Consider the following 16,522-nt stretch of genomic DNA (forward strand, 5'->3'; position numbering starts at 1 on the left):
TGCCCCGGGAATGCCGCCATGGATGAATGGGTAATCCACCTGATCGAAGGTGGCGGTTACTGGGGCATCGCTTTCCTGATGGCGCTGGAAAACCTGGTGCCGCCGATCCCGTCCGAACTCATCATGGGTGTCGCCGGGATCGCGTTGGCGCGCGGGACGATGACGTTCTGGCCGGTCCTGCTGGCCGGGACGCTGGGTTGCACCGTGGGCAACTACATCCTGTTCCTCATCGCGGACCGGCTTGGCTACGAGCGGTTGCGGCCGCTGGTCGACCGCTGGGGGCGCTGGCTGACGATGGAATGGCATGATGTGGAGCGGGCAGGGGACTTCTTCCGGCGACGGGGCCACTGGGTCGTTTTCGTCATGCGCTTCATGCCGATGTTCCGCACGATGATCTCGATTCCGGCGGGTCTCGCGCATATGCGGCGCGTGCCGTTTCTTCTCTATACGGCTGCCGGAGCGGCGGTCTGGAACACGCTTCTGCTGATGGGCGGTCAGTGGCTCGGACGCCGTTTCGCGGAGGCCGGGCAGTGGATCGGCTGGGGTACGCTGGTGCTCGCGATAATGACGCTCTGCTGGTATCTCTGGCGCGTCATGAGCTGGAAGCCGACCGGCCAGAATCCCCTTCATGTAAAAAAATGAAGTCGGATATCGGCTTAGTGTAATTCCCAGCTATCCTGCTTAAGCATACTGACGTATTCTTCCCCCGCAACCATAGGGGAGCAGGCGTTATGTCCAAGAGACTGGCAGCTGAATTCTTCGGTACCTTCTGGCTTGTTTTCGGAGGCTGCGGTTCTGCAGTCCTCGCAGCGGCCTTCCCTCAACTTGGCATTGGATTTGCCGGCGTCGCACTGGCCTTCGGGCTTACAGTGGTGACAATGGCCTATGCGGTCGGCGCGATTTCCGGCGGACACTTCAATCCGGCGGTGTCGTTCGGCATGGCCGTCGGCGGCCGGCTCGACTGGAAAGACCTGATCCCCTACTGGATCGCCCAGGTCATCGGCGCCATCGTGGCGGCGGCGGCGCTCTTCGCTATCGCTTCGGGCAAGGCGGGGTGGACACCCGGCGGCTTTGCCACCAACGGCTTCGGCGATCTTTCGCCCGGTGGCTATTCGCTCCACGCGGCGCTGCTCATCGAGACGATCCTGACGGCGGGCTTCATCATCGTCATCCTTGGCTCGACCTCCAGGATAGCACCGGCCGGATTCGGCCCGCTGGCCATTGGTCTGGCGCTCACGCTGATCCACCTGATCTCGATCCCGGTCACCAATACCTCGGTGAACCCGGCTCGCTCGACCGGCGTGGCACTCTTCGCGGAGACGGCGGCACTCAGCCAGCTCTGGGTGTTTTGGGTGGCTCCGCTGGTCGGCGCGGCCATCGGCGCGCTGATCTGGCGTTTCCTGCTGGCGCCAGACGAAGGCGCGATCTGAATGGGCTGACGCAGGGGGCCACGTGCCCCCTGTTCCCCCTCTGATTTCTACCCCTGCTCGCGCGGGTGGGCGTTGCGGTAGACGTCAAGCAGCGTCGCCGCGTCCACTTTCGTATAGATCTGCGTCGAGCCAAGGCTCGCGTGGCCGAGCAGTTCCTGAAGACTCCTCAGGTCCGCACCCGCACCCAGCAGATGCGTCGCGAAGCTGTGGCGCAGGGCATGCGGCGTCGCGGTGGAGGGCAGGCCGAGCGCGATGCGCGCGCGCGCCATGGCCTTCTGCACCATGCCTTGAGACAACCCGCCGCCTTTGGCGCCGCGAAACAGCGGACCGCTGCGCTCAAGCGGCCAGGGGCACTTGTCCACATAGTCCGCGACCCCTTCGCGCACCACCGGCAGAAGCGGCACGACCCGCTGCTTGTTGCCCTTGCCCGTGACCGTGATCGTCTCCCCAAGCGGCATGGCCGCGCCGGTCAGCGAGAGTGCCTCGGCAATACGCATTCCGGCGCCATAGAGCAGCAAGAGCACGGCGCGATCCCGTGCGCCGATCCACTCCTCACGAGCATCTTCCTCCACGGTAGCGGCGAGATTTACGGCTTCGTCCGGCGTGACCGGGCGCGGAATGCCCTTCTTGATGCGCGGCCCCCGGATACGCGGTCCAGCGCGTTCGGACACACCTGCCTGCGCGCGGGCGAAAGTGAGGAAGGCCTTGATGGCGGATAGTTCGCGCGCGGCCGAAACATTGCCGATCCCGTCCTCGCGCCGATCCGCGAGATGGCGACGCAAGGCGGCGGCATCGACGCGGGTCAGCGCATCCCAGTCAGGCGTTTCAAGGCCGTCGATCAGCCGCGCGGCAGTGGCGATGTAGGCGCGGCAGGTATGCGGACTGCGCCGCCGGGCATGGACGAGGTGGCTGCCCCAGGCTTCGAGCAAGTCCGCCTTGGTCATGTCTCGACGAGATCGGCGGGCACCAGCTCGGCGAGCAGGCCATCGAGCAGTGCCATTCCGGCCTCGGTCACGATCAGGCGCTTGCCCTCGCGCCGGACGAGGCCCTGCGTTTCGTAGAACGCGGCCTTGGCGTCGTCGCACAACTCAGCGGCAGAAAGACCGAAGCGTGACGCCGTGGCGTCGAGATCGACACCTTCGCCAAGGCGCAGGCCCATCAGCATGGCCTCGCTCGCCTGCTCGCGGCGGCCGAGTTCGCGGGTTTCGTTGATGCCGTGGCCGGCGCGGTCGATCGCTTCCAGCCAGTTCTCGGGCTTGCGATGGCGCGTGGTTGCCACACCGCCGCGCCGTCCATGCGCGCCGGGGCCGATGCCGCAATAGTCCTGATAACGCCAGTAGGCGAGGTTGTGGCGGCTTTCCTCGCCCGGACGAGCGTGGTTGCTGATCTCATAGGCCGGAATTCCGGCGGCCGCCGTCATCTCGCGCGTGAGGGCGAACATGTCGGCTGAGGCGTCCTCATCCAGCGGCTCGAACTCGTGCTGACGCACCATCGTCGCGAACTTGGTGCCCGGCTCGATGGTCAATTGGTAGAGCGAAAGGTGCCCAGTGCCGTAGGAGAGCGCGCGTTCCAGTTCCGCACGCCACTGGTCGAGGTTCTGTCCCGGCCGCGCGTAAATGAGGTCGAAGCTGACGCGCACAAATTGCTTTTGCGCCACGTCGAGCGCCTTCAAACCCTCGCTGGCATCGTGCAGACGACCGAGGAATCGCAGTGTCTCATTATCCAGCGCCTGAAGCCCGAGCGACACGCGGTTGACGCCCGCCCCGGCCAGCGCGGCGTAGTTTGCTGCCTCGACGGAGGAGGGATTGCCCTCCAGCGTGATCTCGATGCCCTCGTCAAAGCCCCAGAGCGTTTCCGCTTCCTCAAGAAGTCGTGCCACAAGGGCAGGGGGCATCAGCGAGGGCGTGCCGCCGCCGAAGAAGATCGACGACAGCTTTTCTCCGCCCGCGACTTCGTGTTCGCGCCGCATGTCGGCCAGTAGGCCCGTCTGCCAGCGATCATGCTCGACCCGCTCGCGCACATGGCTGTTGAAGTCGCAATAGGGGCACTTTGCGAGGCAAAACGGCCAATGAATGTAGAGTGCGCGGGCCATGGCAGGTCTTTACGCGGCAAACTGCTCCGCGACCAGCTTGGCGAAGGCGTCGGCGCGGTGGCTGATGCGGTCCTTGTCCGCGGGATCGAGTTCGGCGAAAGTCATCTCGAAGCCATCGGGCACGAAGATCGGATCGTAGCCGAAGCCCATCGTGCCGCGCGGCGGCCAGGTCATCGTGCCGTTGGAACGGCCCTCGTAGACGGCCTCTTCACCATCGGGCCAGGCAATCGCGAGGACGCAGGAGAACCAGCAGGAGCGATCGACGTCGGGACCCTGTTCGCAGAGCAGCCCCTCGACTTTGCCCATCGCCATGAACCAGTCGCGGCCCTTGGGGCCTTCGAACCACTGACGCTCGGCCCAGTCTGCGGTGTAGACGCCGGGGCGCCCGTCCAGCGCGACCACGGAGAGGCCGCTGTCATCGGCGAGCGCCGGCAGCCCGGACGCCTTCGCGGCGGCATGGGCCTTGAGCAGCGCGTTCTCGACGAACGTCGTGCCGGTCTCTTTCGGTTCGGGCAGGCCAAGCTCGCCCGCCGACACGCATTCGAGCCCATGGGGCGCGAGCAGAGCCGAGATTTCCTTCAGCTTGCCCGCGTTGTGCGTGGCGATGACGAGGCGGGTGTTTCCGAGCTTGCGGGTCATGCTCTGCTTCCGATGTACTTAGTACTTAAATTCCGTCGCCCCGGCGCGTGCGCGGGGCGACGGAATGTCGTGGGGGGAGGTAACTTAGCGTCCGACCGCCTTGGCCTGCGCGGCGAAGATGCCGTCGCAGCCGATACGGGCAAGGCGGAGGAGGCGCAGCAGGCCTTCTTCGTCGTAAGTCGCGCCTTCGGCGGTTGCCTGTGCTTCGGCGATCATGCCGCCTTCGATGAGCACGAAGTTGGCGTCGGCATCGGCGGCGCTGTCCTCGACGTAATCGAGATCGAGCACCGGCGTGCCCTCGCAGATGCCGCAGGAGATCGCGGCGACGCGGCCGGTGATCGGGTCTTCCTTGATCTTGCCTTCAGCCATCAGCTTGTCGACGGCAAGGCGAAGCGCTACCCAAGCGCCCGAGATCGAGGCGGTGCGGGTGCCGCCATCGGCCTGAAGCACGTCGCAGTCGAGCACGATCTGGCGCTCGCCGAGCTTCTTCATGTCGACCACGGCGCGCAAGCTACGGCCGATCAGGCGCTGGATTTCCTGCGTGCGGCCGGACTGCTTGCCCTTGGCGGCCTCACGCGAACCGCGCGTGTGGGTGGCGCGGGGCAGCATCGAGTATTCGGCCGTTACCCAGCCTTCACCCTTGCCACGCAGGAACGGCGGCACCTTTTCCTCTACCGAAGCGGTCACGAGAACGCGGGTGTCACCGAAGGAAATCAGCACCGAGCCTTCGGCGTGCTTGGTGAAACCGGTCTGGATGTCGATAGCGCGCATCTCGTCGGGCGCACGGCCGGAAGGTCGCATGGAATTTCCTCTGCTCGAAGTCGGATCGTGAATTAACCCGGTGCCCCTAGGCGGAATAGGCTTGAGGCCGCAAGGGCATTGCCTAAATTGTAAGCGAGATGCCGAGCCAACCGATAACCGAACTGACCTCCCGTGCCCGGGACATTTTCCGCCTTGTCGTGGAGGGATACCTTGCGACCGGAACCCCGGTGGGCTCGAAAGTGCTCGCGGGGACGAGCGGGGTAAATCTTTCCTCGGCCTCGATCCGCTCGGTTCTGGCGGACCTCGAATCGCTGGGCCTGCTGGCCGCGCCGCACACGAGCGCGGGCCGCCTGCCGACCGAGGCGGGGCTGAGGCTCTTCGTCGACGGCATCATGCAAGTGGCCGAACCCACGGCCGAGGAACGCATGGCGATCGAAAGCCGCATCGCCGCGCCGGGCCCGATCGAGGCGGCGCTGGAGGCGACCAGCGCGCTGCTGTCCAGCATGTCGTCAGGCGCGGGCGTGGTCATGGTGCCCCGGCGAGAACCGCGACTCGTGCAGCTTCAGCTCGTCGAACTGGGGCCGGGCCGGGCATTGGCCGTTCTGGTGGGTGAGGACGGCGCAGTGGAGAACCGCGTACTCGATTTGCCGATGAGCTTGCCGCCGGGCGCGCTGGAGGAAGCCTCCAACTACCTTTCGGCGCATCTGGCCGGGCGGACGCTTGCCGAAGCAGCGCGGAGCATGCGTGCGGAGATCGCCTCCGGCCATTCGGCGCTCGACGCGGCGAGCCGCGATCTCGTGGAGCGCGGCCTTGCCGTCTGGAGCGAGGATGTCATGCACCGCCCGGTGCTGATCGTGCGCGGTCAGGCCAACCTGCTCGATGAAACGGCGCTGTCCGATCTCGAACGGGTACGCTCGCTGCTCGACGATCTGGAGAACAAGCAGTCGGTGGCCGAGCTGCTGGACATTGCGCGCGAGGCCGATTCGACGCGCATTTTCATCGGCTCCGAAAACCGGCTTTTCGCGCTTTCCGGCTCGGCGGTGATCGCCTCGCCCTATCGCGACCGGGAGGGTCGGGTGGTCGGAGTGGTGGGGGTAATCGGCCCGACTCGGTTGAATTATGCGCGCGTCGTCCCCATGGTGGACTTCACTGCCCAGAGCCTGGGCAAGCTCATCGGATAGCTTGGAACCAAAGAAGAATGACCGAAGAAAAAACCCAGTCGGCAGAAGAATCGGCCGTGGCCGAAGAACTGAAGGGTGTGCCCGAGGACATGATCGACAAGGCAAGTGCTGGCGACGAGGTCGCAAAGCTGCGCGAGGAACTCGAAACGTCCAAACAGGACGCGCTCTATGCGCGCGCCGAAACCCAGAACGTACGTCGCCGCCTTGAAAAGGACATCGCCGACACCCGCGCCTATGCCGCGACGGGCTTCGCGCGGGACATCCTTTCGGTTGCCGACAACCTTGCCCGCGCACTCACGGCGATTCCCGCCGAACTGCGCGAGGATGACAAGCTGAAGAGCCTTGTCGCCGGCATCGAGGCGACCGGGCGCGAGATCGACAAGGTCTTCACCAACCACGGCATCACGCGAATCGCTGCGATGGGCCTGCCGCTCGATCCCAACCAGCATCAGGCAATGATCGAGGTCCCCTCGGCCGATGCGGAGCCCGGTACCGTGGTGCAGGAACTCCAGGCCGGTTACATGATCAAGGACCGCCTCCTGCGCCCGGCCATGGTCGCCGTGGCCAAGAAGCCGGACTGATAGACTACCCTTGGCGGCCCGCCCTCCTCACGACGAGCGGGGGCGGGTCGTAGACAATTCGCGCGGCGGACAGGAACCGTCCGCCAGACGGCCCGTTGCTCAGGTATGAAACTGATTCGGGAGAATTGTCATGCGTAAGCTCATGCTTCCCATCATTGCTGCCGGCGTGCTCGGCATGGCCGGATGTGCCAGTAACTACGGCGGCGAAGGCGCTTTGGCAGGCGGTGCGTTGGGTGCCGGTGTCGGTGCGATTGCCGGTAATGCCGGTGCGGGCGCGGCGATAGGCGCGGCGGCCGGTGCCGCGGTGGGTTCGACCCAGAAGAAGCACAATGGCTGCTATCGCTACGACCGCGACGGTAACCGTTATTGGGACCGCGACTGCTGATCGCGGTTTAGGACGGCGCGCCAAAGGGCAGTATCGCCCGGTAGCTTTCCAGCGACGGCGCGCCGGCGATCTGCTCTCCTCGCGCCAGCAGGAAGGCGTGGCGGATGATCTCGGCTTGCTGTTCGATGCCGTAGCGTTCCAGCTTCCAGCCGGGGCGCAGGGTATAATCATACCGGCACAGCGGATGGCGCATCAGCGGAAGGTACCATCGACCTTTGCGCTGCGTCTGCCAGACATGAACCATTTCGTGGATGAAGAGGCCCTGCAATGGCAGCGAGGCCTCAGCGAAATCGTCAACATAAAGCGGTGAGCGCGGGTGGAAGTGCAAATGCCCGCACGGCGCCATGACGACGTGCGGCGGCTGCACCGGAAACCAGCGTCGCCGCTTTATGCGAACCGGCGCACAGTCGATCGCGGCGCCGAAGACCGAGGTGATGAGCGCTGCCTCCCCCGCCGTCAGCCCGCGTTCGCCGCCAGCTGGACAGGTGAGGGCGGCGCCCGGGACGGTCAGTGGCCCATTCCCGGCATCGACCCCATCGCGGCGTCGCCCTTGTCGTGATCGCCGTGATTGCCGTGACCGTGTCCGGCCCCGGCCCCAGCATCGCCGCTCGGCATTGCCATCGGCCCCATGCCGTCCATGTCGCTGCCATCGGCGCCGCCGCCCATGGTGTCGATCATGACCGGCATCGTCAGCTTTTTGCCATTGGAGAAGGTCAGCACGAGGTCGGTGGTGAGGCCCGGCTTGAGCCCCCCCGAGATATCGAAGACCATCACGTGGAGACCGCCGGGTGCGAATTTGATTTCGGCGCCCGGGGCGATAGGCAGCGAATCGACCGCCTTCATCGTCCCGCCGCTGGTTTCGTGCATCTGCGCGCTGCCCGCGCCGGTAACTTCGATGGAAGTCAGCGCCACAGGTGCCGAACCGTCATTGCGCACGGTGAAGTAGACTGCGCCCGGACGACCGGGAATCGGCGGCAGGACCAGCTTGCCATCGCGTGCGGAGATGCCGGTGCCCGCCTGCGCAGCCGCCGAAGTGGCGGTGCCGTCCTGCGGATTCGAGGCCTCCTGCTTGCAGCCGGCCAGCGTCACGATCAGGGCGGCGGCGATCAGGCTCAGCGTACGGCTCTTGTCGACGTTCATGTTCACGCTGATGTTCAAGCTGGGCATCCTTCTGGCAGGCGTTCGGCCGGGGCGGTCTCTGGGCTGTAAAAAATTTGGGGGCCATGAAAATTTCGCGTGCCTAATGCCATTGCAACGCTCTTGTTCCAACACAAACCGCACCTATATGCCGCATCGACGACTTGAACGTCATCGAGCCGTGCAAGCCGCCTTGCCTCGTTCGGGGGGGGCTATCCGCGCGGTGTCATCCACTGACGTGAGGAATGGGGATAATGGCAAAAGTAATTGGTATCGACCTCGGCACCACCAATAGCTGCGTGGCCGTGATGGACGGCGGCAAGCCGAAGGTTATCGAGAATTCCGAAGGCGCTCGCACGACGCCCTCGATCGTCGCTTTCACCAAGGATGGTGAGCGCCTGATCGGGCAGCCGGCAAAGCGCCAGGCCGTGACCAACGGCGACAACACGATTTTCGCGGTGAAGCGCCTGATCGGCCGCCGCTTCGACGACCCGGTGACCAAGAAGGACACCGAGTTGGTTCCGTACCACATCGTCAAGGGCAAGAACGGCGACGCCTGGGTCCAGGCCGGCGGCGAAGACTACAGCCCGTCGCAGATCTCGGCTTTCACTCTGCAGAAGATGAAGGAAACCGCCGAATCGTACCTCGGCGAGACCGTGACGCAGGCCGTCATCACCGTGCCCGCCTACTTCAACGACGCACAGCGCCAGGCGACCAAGGACGCCGGCCAGATCGCCGGTCTTGAAGTGCTACGCATCATCAACGAGCCGACTGCGGCCGCGCTGGCCTATGGCCTCGACAAGCAGGACGGCAAGACCATCGCCGTCTACGATCTTGGCGGCGGCACCTTCGACGTTTCGATCCTCGAAATCGGCGACGGCGTGTTCGAAGTGAAGTCGACCAACGGTGATACGTTCCTGGGCGGTGAAGACTTCGACACCAAGCTGGTCGAATGGCTGGCCGACAAGTTCAAGGCCAAGGAAGGCATGGACCTGCGCAGCGACAAGCTGGCTCTGCAGCGTCTGAAGGAAGCGGCCGAAAAGGCGAAGATCGAACTGTCGTCCACCGCGACGACCGAGGTCAACCTGCCCTTCATCACCGCACGCATGGAAGGCGGCGCCACCACCCCGCTGCACCTCGTCGAAACCGTTACCCGCGCCGATCTTGAAAAGATGGTTGCGGACCTGATCCAGCGCACGCTGGAACCCTGCCGCAAGGCGATCGCCGATGCCGGTCTCTCGGCCAAGGACATCGACGACGTCGTGCTCGTGGGCGGCATGACCCGCATGCCCAAGGTGCGCGAAGTCGTGAAGGACTTCTTCGGCAAGGATCCGCACACCGGCGTGAACCCGGACGAAGTGGTCGCCATGGGCGCCGCGATCCAGGCCGGCGTGCTTCAGGGCGACGTCAAGGACGTGCTGCTGCTCGACGTGACCCCGCTGTCGCTGGGTATCGAGACGCTGGGCGGCATCATGACCAAGATGATCGACCGTAACACGACGATCCCGACTAAGAAGAGCCAGGTCTACTCGACCGCCGAGGACAACCAGCAGGCGGTGACCATCCGCGTGTTCCAGGGCGAGCGCGAGATGGCGCAGGACAACAAGATGCTCGGCCAGTTCGACCTCGTCGGCATTCCGCCGGCACGTCGCGGCGTGCCGCAGATCGAAGTGACCTTCGACATCGACGCCAACGGCATCGTCAACGTCTCTGCCAAGGACAAGGGCACCGGCAAGGAACAGCAGATCCGCATCCAGGCTTCGGGCGGTCTGTCGGACAACGACATCGACCAGATGGTCAAGGATGCCGAGAAGTTCGCCGAAGAGGACAAGAAGCGTCGTGAGGCCGCAGAGGCCAAGAACAACGCCGACAGCCTCGTCCACGCGACCGAGCAGCAGATCGCCGAGCATGGCGACAAGATCGACGCCGGCCTGAAGTCGGAAGTCGAAGCGGCCATCGCCGCGACCAAGGCAGCGATCGAAGGCGGCGATTCCGCCGACATCACGGCCAAGTCGCAGGCACTGACCGAAGTGGCGATGAAGATGGGTCAGTCCATCTACGAGAAGGAGCAGGCTTCGGCTGCGTCTCCGGACGCCGCTCCGGCCGAGGACGATGGCGTTGTCGACGCCGAATTCTCGGAAGTCGACGAAAACAACAAGGGCTGACCGGTCCTCATGACAAGCGTGGCCGCCATCGTTACGGATCGTAGCGGTGGCGGCCAGGTCGCACGCGGGGAATAACGAAACGTGTCAGCTACCGAAATCGACTATTACGAACTGCTCGAAGTAGAGCGCAGCGCCGACGACAAGACTATCAAGTCCGCCTATCGCCGGCTCGCGATGCGCTATCACCCCGACAAGAATCCCGGTTGCGGCGATTCCGAGGCGCGCTTCAAGCAGATCAGCGAAGCTTACGATTGCCTCAAGGACCCCCAGAAGCGGGCGGCCTACGATCGCTATGGCCATGCTGCGTTCCAGCAGGGCATGGGCGGTGGCGGCCCCGGCATGGGCGCCGAATTCGGTGACATCGGCGACATCTTCGAATCCATCTTCGGCAGCGCCTTCGGGGGCGGCGGCGGACGCCAGCAGGCACGCCGCGGCGCCGACTTGCGCTACGACATGGAAATCAGCCTCGACGAGGCTTTCCAGGGCAAGACCACCGAAATCACCATCGAGGTCTCGCAAAGCTGCGAGCCTTGCCACGGTTCGGGCGCCGAGCCTGGCACCGGCAAGCGCACCTGCAACATGTGCGGCGGCCACGGCAAAGTTCGTGCGCAGCAAGGCTTCTTCGTGGTCGAGCGGACTTGCCCCACCTGCCACGGCCGGGGCGAAGTGATCGAAAAGCCGTGCCGCTCCTGTGGCGGCGAAGGTCGGGTGGATCAGCCCCAGACGCTTCAGGTGGAGATCCCGCCGGGTGTCGATTCGGGTACCCGCATCCGTCTTGCCGGCAAGGGCGAGGCCGGGCCGTTCGGCGCTCCTCCGGGCGATCTCTACATCTTCCTTCATGTGAAGCGCCACAAGGTGTTCGAACGCGACGGCACTTCGCTGCTGACGCGGGTCCCGATCACGTTCACGACGGCGGCACTCGGCGGATCGATCGAGATTCCGGGCATCGACGGCGAGCCGATCACGCTCGACATTCCCGCTGGCATCCAGTCGGGCAAGCAGTTGCGCAAGCGCGGCGCTGGCATGCCGGTGTTGCAGGGCAGGGGCCGGGGCGATCTCGTTATCGAGATCACCGTCGAGACACCCACCAAGCTTTCCGCGCGCCAGAAGGAACTGCTGCGCGAACTTCAGTCCACCGAGACGGGTGAGGAATGCCCCGGTTCCAAGGGCTTCTTCGACCGCATCAAGGAAGCGTGGAACGACCTGACCGAGTAATTCGGGCGGGAACTCATCCGATAACACCCTCGTCGTCCCCGCGTGGGCGTGGACCCCGCTTTTCTTGCGATGTAGCAAAAAGGCAGCGTCGCCCCCGCCTGCGCGGGGGCGACGAGTGGTTTTGGGACGAGAGCCTCAGGTGTTCCCACCGCGCAGCACCTCTTCACGCAGGTTTTTGATGAGCTCCGGATCAGCAGTCAGCCGATCCTCTTCTTCCTTCAAAACCGCCAGAAAAGCGTCCCGGCGCAGCGTTTCGATCTCGCGTTCCGGGAGCGCGTATTCGCCGTCCAGCGTGGAAGCGAGCAGGTCGATCATCCGCTCGGCGCCGTGAAGGCGGCCCCAGAGATAATCGTTCTCACGGTAGGCGCGGCTGAAGAAGGCGCCGAAGTTGTAGAATTCCGATCCGCGCAAGGTCGGCCCTTCGCGGATCGCGGTGCAGTCCTCGGGCGAGATGCGGTCTACGCGCACGGGATCGAACTCGGTCAGCCCATCGCCGCGCAGCAAAGGCAGCGTCACAGTATCGTAGAACGGGTAACCGAGGTAGGCGAGCAGCAGCCGCTTGCGCAGTCCCGCCGGCATGGCCGAGAGCATTTCGGCAAGGATCTCGTCTACTTGCGCGTCGATTTCCAGCAGCTCGCGGCGGTCGGCAACATGATCGAGCAGGGCACCGGGGTCCTCGAACACGCGTTCGGCAAGCGCGGTGAATTCCTCACCCAGATATGACACCGATTCGGCGTCGATATAGAGCGCCAGCGCGCCGTAGATCGCCTCGCGCGCGGCGTCGCGCTGGCTCTCGTCAACGTCGCCGTCGAGGCTCCATTCTTGCGTTACCCGGCGCGCCAGCAGGCGCAGACGGCGGATGCGGAAGGAGATGTCCTGCATGAGGAAGAAGGCCGCCATGCCGGGAGATGTCCCCCCGCGCAGCGGCTGCATGCGGTCGATCCCGTTCTCCGAGAGATAGGAATAGAGCCGCTCGACGATGGGCGCGGTCGAGCCGACACCCAGCCCTTTCGCCGCTTCGAACACGAGCCGCGCCAGCATGGTGACGACGCCGGTAAACTTGACCTGGACATAACCGTGGTACGCAAAGCCCGCCTGCTCGAACGCGGCCTGCTGCGCGCGCGCCCGCCAGTTTGCGAGCCGCTTGGGAGTCGGTCGGTCAAGGAACAGCGTATGCCCGAACAGGCTGCCCACCGTGTCCTCGATCTCCGGCCGCAGTGCGCGCACGATGGCGCGCAGCGTGGCCATCTCGCGCGAATCTTCCTCCAGCGCTTCCAGATTGTCGCGAATCGGCTGTTCGCGCGGGATCGAGGAGAGCGAACCGAAGATCGTGGTGAAGAAGCCCGGAGGCCGGGTATCGCGCCTGAGGTCGGCGCCGATCCGGTCCGGCGCGGGATCAATATAAACGAAGCGGCGGTCCACCTCACGCGTGGCCGGGCGATCGCGCAGCACCCGCATGGCATCTGCGAAGGGCGCGTTCACCAGCACCGAACCGTCGATCAGCGAGACCGAATCGAGATCGCCGCGTGCCGCATGCTCGGGCATGACCCGCCGCACAAACGCGTCGCGTCCCGGCCAATCGATGCCGCTTTCGCTGACAAGCCGGTCGATCTCCTCCAACTGAAGCGGCGGGAATGCGCCGGGAAAGCTGGCGGTCGACCGCGCAGCCATCACCAGCTCGGGAAGCGCCGCCAGTTCCGGTTCGCCGCTGCGCGCACGGAAGCCGAACGTCAGCCGGTGTTCGCTTTCCAGCACCAGTTCGGGTGAATGGAGCCGCAAGGTTTCGAGATGCCCCTTGAAGTCGGTGGCCGTGACGAACAGGTCGATCGGGTGGCGCAGCGGCAACAAGGCGGGCCCTTGAGTCGCCCCCATGGCCGTCAACGCGCGCGCGAGCAGGCGCGAAAAGCCGATGCCGCTGAAAGGCGGCTCGAACCAGCGCGAGCGGATCAGGCGGGAGAGCTTGTCGCGCACTTCCTGCCGCGTTTCCGGGGCGACGCTGGCATTCACGGCATTGCCCGGCCGTGTCAGCAGGTAAGACACGAGTGGATGCGCCCAGAACTTGGTGCGCCCCGACCACGGTTTCGCCTCGGGATCGAGTAGTTCGTCGACATCGGCGCATTCGAGCCAGAGGTCGGTCAGCGGTTCCAGCGACTGCCCCGAGTGGACCGCCTGCGCCAGAAAGATCGAGTTGATGCCGCCTGCACTGGCTCCGGCGACAATGTCGCACAGCACCCGCAAACGCAGGTTTCCGGCCGCTTCCAGCCCCCTCAGCAGGCGCAGGTAGACGGCGGTGGTCCCCACCGGTTCGACATCGCCGGCCCAATAGGCACGACTGGCTTGGAGGACCTTCCACAGCTCCTTGGTGACACCGTGCATGTAGACGGCAAGGCTGACGCCGCCGTAGCAGACGAGCGCGATCCGCAGTTCCTTCTGGCGCATGCACTTAGCTTGGAACGGCTCGCGCCGAAAGGCAATTGCGTTCTCATTCCGTTCCAGATAATCGATGCGCCATGGTGAAGCCCAAGCGTAGATATGTCTGTCAGGCCTGTGGAGGCGTTTCCAACCGCTGGCAGGGTCAGTGCCCCGATTGCAGCGAGTGGAACACGCTGTCCGAGGATGCGCCGCAGACGGTGTTCTCCTCGAAGCACGATCTTTCGTCGGGCGGGCGGCCGATCCTGTTTACGCCCCTCGATGCCCCGGGCGAATTGCCCAAGCGGCGAGCGAGCGGACTTGCCGAATTCGACCGCGCACTGGGCGGCGGACTTGTGCCGGGCTCGGCGATTCTGCTGGGCGGTGATCCGGGCATCGGCAAATCGACGCTGCTGCTTCAGGCTGCGGCGCATATCGCCAATTCCGGCAGTACGGCGGTCTATGTCAGCGGCGAAGAGGCGGCGGGGCAAGTGCGCCTGCGAGCGGAACGCCTTGGCCTGTCGAAATCGCCGATCCAGCTCGCTTCAGCGACTTCCGTGCGCGATATCCTGACGACGCTGGGGATGATGGATCCGCCCTCGCTGCTGGTGATCGATTCGATCCAGACCATGCATTCGGACACGATCGAGGGCGCACCCGGCACGGTCAGCCAGGTGCGTGGCTGCGCTTTCGAACTGATCCGCTATGCCAAGGAAAACGACGTCACGCTGATCCTTGTCGGCCATGTCACCAAGGACGGCAGCATCGCCGGTCCGCGCGTGCTGGAACACATGGTCGACGTGGTGATGAGCTTCGAGGGCGAACGCAGCCATCAGTACCGCATCCTGCGCAGTCTCAAGAATCGCTTCGGTCCGGTCGACGAGATCGGCGTTTTCGCGATGGAAGGTGCCGGGCTGGCCGAGGTCGGCAACCCGTCGATGCTGTTCCTGTCGGGTCGTGAGGACGCGATGGCAGGCAGTGCGGTTTTCGCGGCGATGGAGGGCACGCGGCCGGTCCTGATCGAGATCCAGGCGCTGATCGTCCGTCTTCAGAGCGGGGCGACACCGCGCCGTGCCGTGGTTGGCTGGGATTCGGGCCGCATGGCCATGCTGCTGGCGGTGCTGGAAGCGCGCTGCGGGCTCAATTTCTCCAGTGCGGAAGTCTATCTCAACGTCGCCGGTGGCTACCGTCTGGCAGACCCGGCCGCCGATCTTGCCGTGGCCGCCGCGTTGGTTTCCGCGCTGGGGGACCGCCCTCTGCCCAAGAACGCGGTCTGGTTCGGCGAAGTCTCGCTGGCGGGCGAGATTCGCCCGGTGGCCCATTCATCGATCCGACAGCGAGAATCGGCCAAGCTTGGATTCGGTAGCGCGTTCGGTCCGGTCGCCACCACCAAGCCCGAGAAGGGGCTGGACTTCACGGGCCTTTCTATGTTGCCCAACCTCGTTGACCGTATTCTGGCGGATGCCTAGAGCCTGCCGGCGAAGGGAGCGAGGATCGCCATGGGCGTTCTCGGTGTTATCTCTTCGATCTTCAGGCTCTAGTTTCGCGGATACCATGACCGGTTTCGATATTGCAGTTCTCGTCATCGTCGGCGTTGGTGCCGTCACGGGTTTCATGCGTGGTTTCGTGCAAGAGATCCTTGCCCTGGGGGCGTGGGTCTCTGCTGTCATCGCCATCCGCACACTGCACACGCCGGTCGCACACTGGCTCGAACCCCATACCGGCGACGGTTCGGCAACGCCTGTCCTTGCCTTTGCGCTCTGCCTGCTGGTGCCGTTCGCGGCGGTCAAGCTGGTCGCCAACTGGGCGGGCCGCGCAAGCCGCGCCTCGCTGCTGGGCCCGATCGACCGGGTGCTCGGTTTCGGCTTCGGTGCGGTCAAGGGCGTGCTGATCACGGTGATCGGTTTCTCGGTGCTGGTGCTCGGCTACGACACGATCTGGGGGGCGGCCGGCCGCCCCGACTGGATCAAGGAGGCGCGGACCTATTCCTTCGTCAATGCCAGCAGCGAAGCGCTCGTGAAGATGCTGGCCGACCGGCGGCGTGAGGCCCAGACGGCCGACGCGCAGGACAGCAAGTCCTGACCGGTATGGCAACAACGGTCCTCTATACCCCCGAAGTCCTTGGCCTGGCGGTAAGGCTGGCGACATACCGCTGGGACGGCGAACTGCCCTTCACGGCGGAAGCGCGCTCGCCCAGTTGCGGCAGCACGATCGCGCTCGGCCTCTCGCTTGACGGGGAGGGCAGAGTCGCCAGGCTCGGCGTGCGCAGCCAGGCCTGTGCGATCGGACAGGCAGCCGCCGCAATCTTCGCCGATGCCGCACAGGGGCGTAACCGTGCGGAACTGGCCGAGGCGGGGCAAGCCATTTCCCGCTGGCTCTCCGGCGACGCGCCGCTGCCCGATTGGCCCGGCCTTGTAACGATCGCCGCTGCGCGGGACTATCCGGCGCGGCATGGCGCGGTCATGCTCCCGTGGAGAGCTGCTCTCGCCGCGCTTCCCGAGGCAGGCGAGACCGGTTAAACCGGAC

At 65.1% G+C, this 16,522-nt stretch carries 17 protein-coding genes; 10 read left to right on the forward strand and 7 right to left on the reverse strand.

Translation table 11 applies throughout. The features are described 5' to 3' along the window. The first annotated feature begins 18 nt into the window (after positions 1-18). Together AC1VVK_RS01510 and aqpZ are read left to right on the forward strand one after the other, a co-directional pair. Positions 19-642 (forward strand): DedA family protein, encoded by a 624-nt coding sequence (locus AC1VVK_RS01510; protein ID WP_482904091.1) that lies wholly within the window; start codon positions 19-21, stop codon positions 640-642. A gap of 89 nt (positions 643-731) precedes the next feature. Continuing rightward, entirely contained in the window at positions 732-1,430 is a 699-nt protein-coding gene (gene aqpZ, locus AC1VVK_RS01515; protein WP_482904092.1) for an aquaporin Z, read from the forward strand. 47 nt (positions 1,431-1,477) lie between these two features. On the opposite strand, the gene AC1VVK_RS01520 is transcribed toward aqpZ, so the two are convergent. The 4 genes from AC1VVK_RS01520 to rph all read right to left on the reverse strand — a co-directional run bounded on the left by AC1VVK_RS01520 (position 1,478) and on the right by rph (position 4,962). Beyond that, positions 1,478-2,374: a tyrosine recombinase XerC gene (locus AC1VVK_RS01520; protein ID WP_482904093.1), complete on the reverse strand. Its 897-nt coding sequence runs from the start codon at positions 2,372-2,374 to the stop codon at positions 1,478-1,480. After that, on the reverse strand, positions 2,371-3,522 hold the full coding sequence (gene hemW, locus AC1VVK_RS01525; RefSeq protein ID WP_482904094.1) for a radical SAM family heme chaperone HemW: 1,152 nt from the start codon (positions 3,520-3,522) through the stop codon (positions 2,371-2,373). The genes AC1VVK_RS01520 and hemW overlap by 4 nt, the downstream gene beginning before the upstream one ends. 9 nt (positions 3,523-3,531) lie before the next feature. After that, positions 3,532-4,161, reverse strand: coding sequence for an RdgB/HAM1 family non-canonical purine NTP pyrophosphatase (rdgB, locus tag AC1VVK_RS01530; RefSeq protein WP_132385338.1), 630 nt, complete (start codon positions 4,159-4,161; stop codon positions 3,532-3,534). An 84-nt stretch (positions 4,162-4,245) separates the two neighbouring features. Beyond that, positions 4,246-4,962 carry a ribonuclease PH gene (rph, locus tag AC1VVK_RS01535; protein WP_132385339.1) on the reverse strand — a complete coding sequence of 239 codons (717 nt, stop codon included), beginning with the start codon at positions 4,960-4,962 and terminating at the stop codon, positions 4,246-4,248. 98 nt (positions 4,963-5,060) lie between these two features. On the opposite strand from rph, the gene hrcA reads away from it, so the two are divergent. The 3 genes from hrcA (at position 5,061) to AC1VVK_RS01550 (ending at position 7,070) form a co-directional block, all read left to right on the forward strand. Continuing rightward, positions 5,061-6,104: a heat-inducible transcriptional repressor HrcA gene (gene hrcA / locus AC1VVK_RS01540; protein ID WP_132385340.1), complete on the forward strand. Its 1,044-nt coding sequence runs from the start codon at positions 5,061-5,063 to the stop codon at positions 6,102-6,104. A 17-nt stretch (positions 6,105-6,121) separates the two neighbouring features. After that, complete coding sequence (gene grpE, locus AC1VVK_RS01545; RefSeq protein ID WP_132385341.1) at positions 6,122-6,685, forward strand: nucleotide exchange factor GrpE; 564 nt, start codon at positions 6,122-6,124, stop codon at positions 6,683-6,685. Between the two features lie 130 nt (positions 6,686-6,815). Further along, complete coding sequence (locus tag AC1VVK_RS01550) at positions 6,816-7,070, forward strand: glycine zipper domain-containing protein (protein ID WP_132385342.1); 255 nt, start codon at positions 6,816-6,818, stop codon at positions 7,068-7,070. A gap of 7 nt (positions 7,071-7,077) precedes the next feature. Here the strand turns inward: AC1VVK_RS01550 and AC1VVK_RS01555 are convergent, their stop codons facing one another. Then, positions 7,078-7,581, reverse strand: a complete 504-nt coding sequence (locus AC1VVK_RS01555; RefSeq protein WP_482905093.1) for a vgr related protein — start codon at positions 7,579-7,581, stop codon at positions 7,078-7,080. Beyond that, entirely contained in the window at positions 7,578-8,228 is a 651-nt protein-coding gene (locus AC1VVK_RS01560; protein ID WP_482904095.1) for a copper chaperone PCu(A)C, read from the reverse strand. Before AC1VVK_RS01560 ends, AC1VVK_RS01555 begins: the two co-directional genes overlap by 4 nt. A 233-nt stretch (positions 8,229-8,461) precedes the next feature. Between AC1VVK_RS01560 and dnaK the strand changes: the two genes are divergently transcribed. After that, positions 8,462-10,372 (forward strand): molecular chaperone DnaK, encoded by a 1,911-nt coding sequence (gene dnaK / locus AC1VVK_RS01565; RefSeq protein ID WP_132385344.1) that lies wholly within the window; start codon positions 8,462-8,464, stop codon positions 10,370-10,372. A gap of 81 nt (positions 10,373-10,453) precedes the next feature. After that, complete coding sequence (gene dnaJ / locus AC1VVK_RS01570) at positions 10,454-11,587, forward strand: molecular chaperone DnaJ (protein ID WP_132385345.1); 1,134 nt, start codon at positions 10,454-10,456, stop codon at positions 11,585-11,587. A gap of 135 nt (positions 11,588-11,722) precedes the next feature. Here the strand turns inward: dnaJ and AC1VVK_RS01575 are convergent, their stop codons facing one another. Next, complete coding sequence (locus AC1VVK_RS01575; RefSeq protein WP_482904096.1) at positions 11,723-14,026, reverse strand: patatin-like protein; 2,304 nt, start codon at positions 14,024-14,026, stop codon at positions 11,723-11,725. Between the two features lie 71 nt (positions 14,027-14,097). On the opposite strand from AC1VVK_RS01575, the gene radA reads away from it, so the two are divergent. The 3 genes from radA to AC1VVK_RS01590 all read left to right on the forward strand — a co-directional run bounded on the left by radA (position 14,098) and on the right by AC1VVK_RS01590 (position 16,515). Further along, the gene (gene radA, locus AC1VVK_RS01580) at positions 14,098-15,465 is read left to right on the forward strand and encodes a DNA repair protein RadA (RefSeq protein WP_482904097.1); all 1,368 of its coding nucleotides are present in this window, start codon (positions 14,098-14,100) and stop codon (positions 15,463-15,465) included. A gap of 85 nt (positions 15,466-15,550) precedes the next feature. Beyond that, entirely contained in the window at positions 15,551-16,078 is a 528-nt protein-coding gene (locus tag AC1VVK_RS01585; protein WP_132385348.1) for a CvpA family protein, read from the forward strand. A 5-nt stretch (positions 16,079-16,083) separates the two neighbouring features. Then, positions 16,084-16,515, forward strand: coding sequence for an iron-sulfur cluster assembly scaffold protein (locus AC1VVK_RS01590; RefSeq protein WP_482904098.1), 432 nt, complete (start codon positions 16,084-16,086; stop codon positions 16,513-16,515). Positions 16,516-16,522 lie beyond the last annotated feature (7 nt).

Source organism: Novosphingobium sp. BL-S-32 (genome assembly GCF_056857055.1).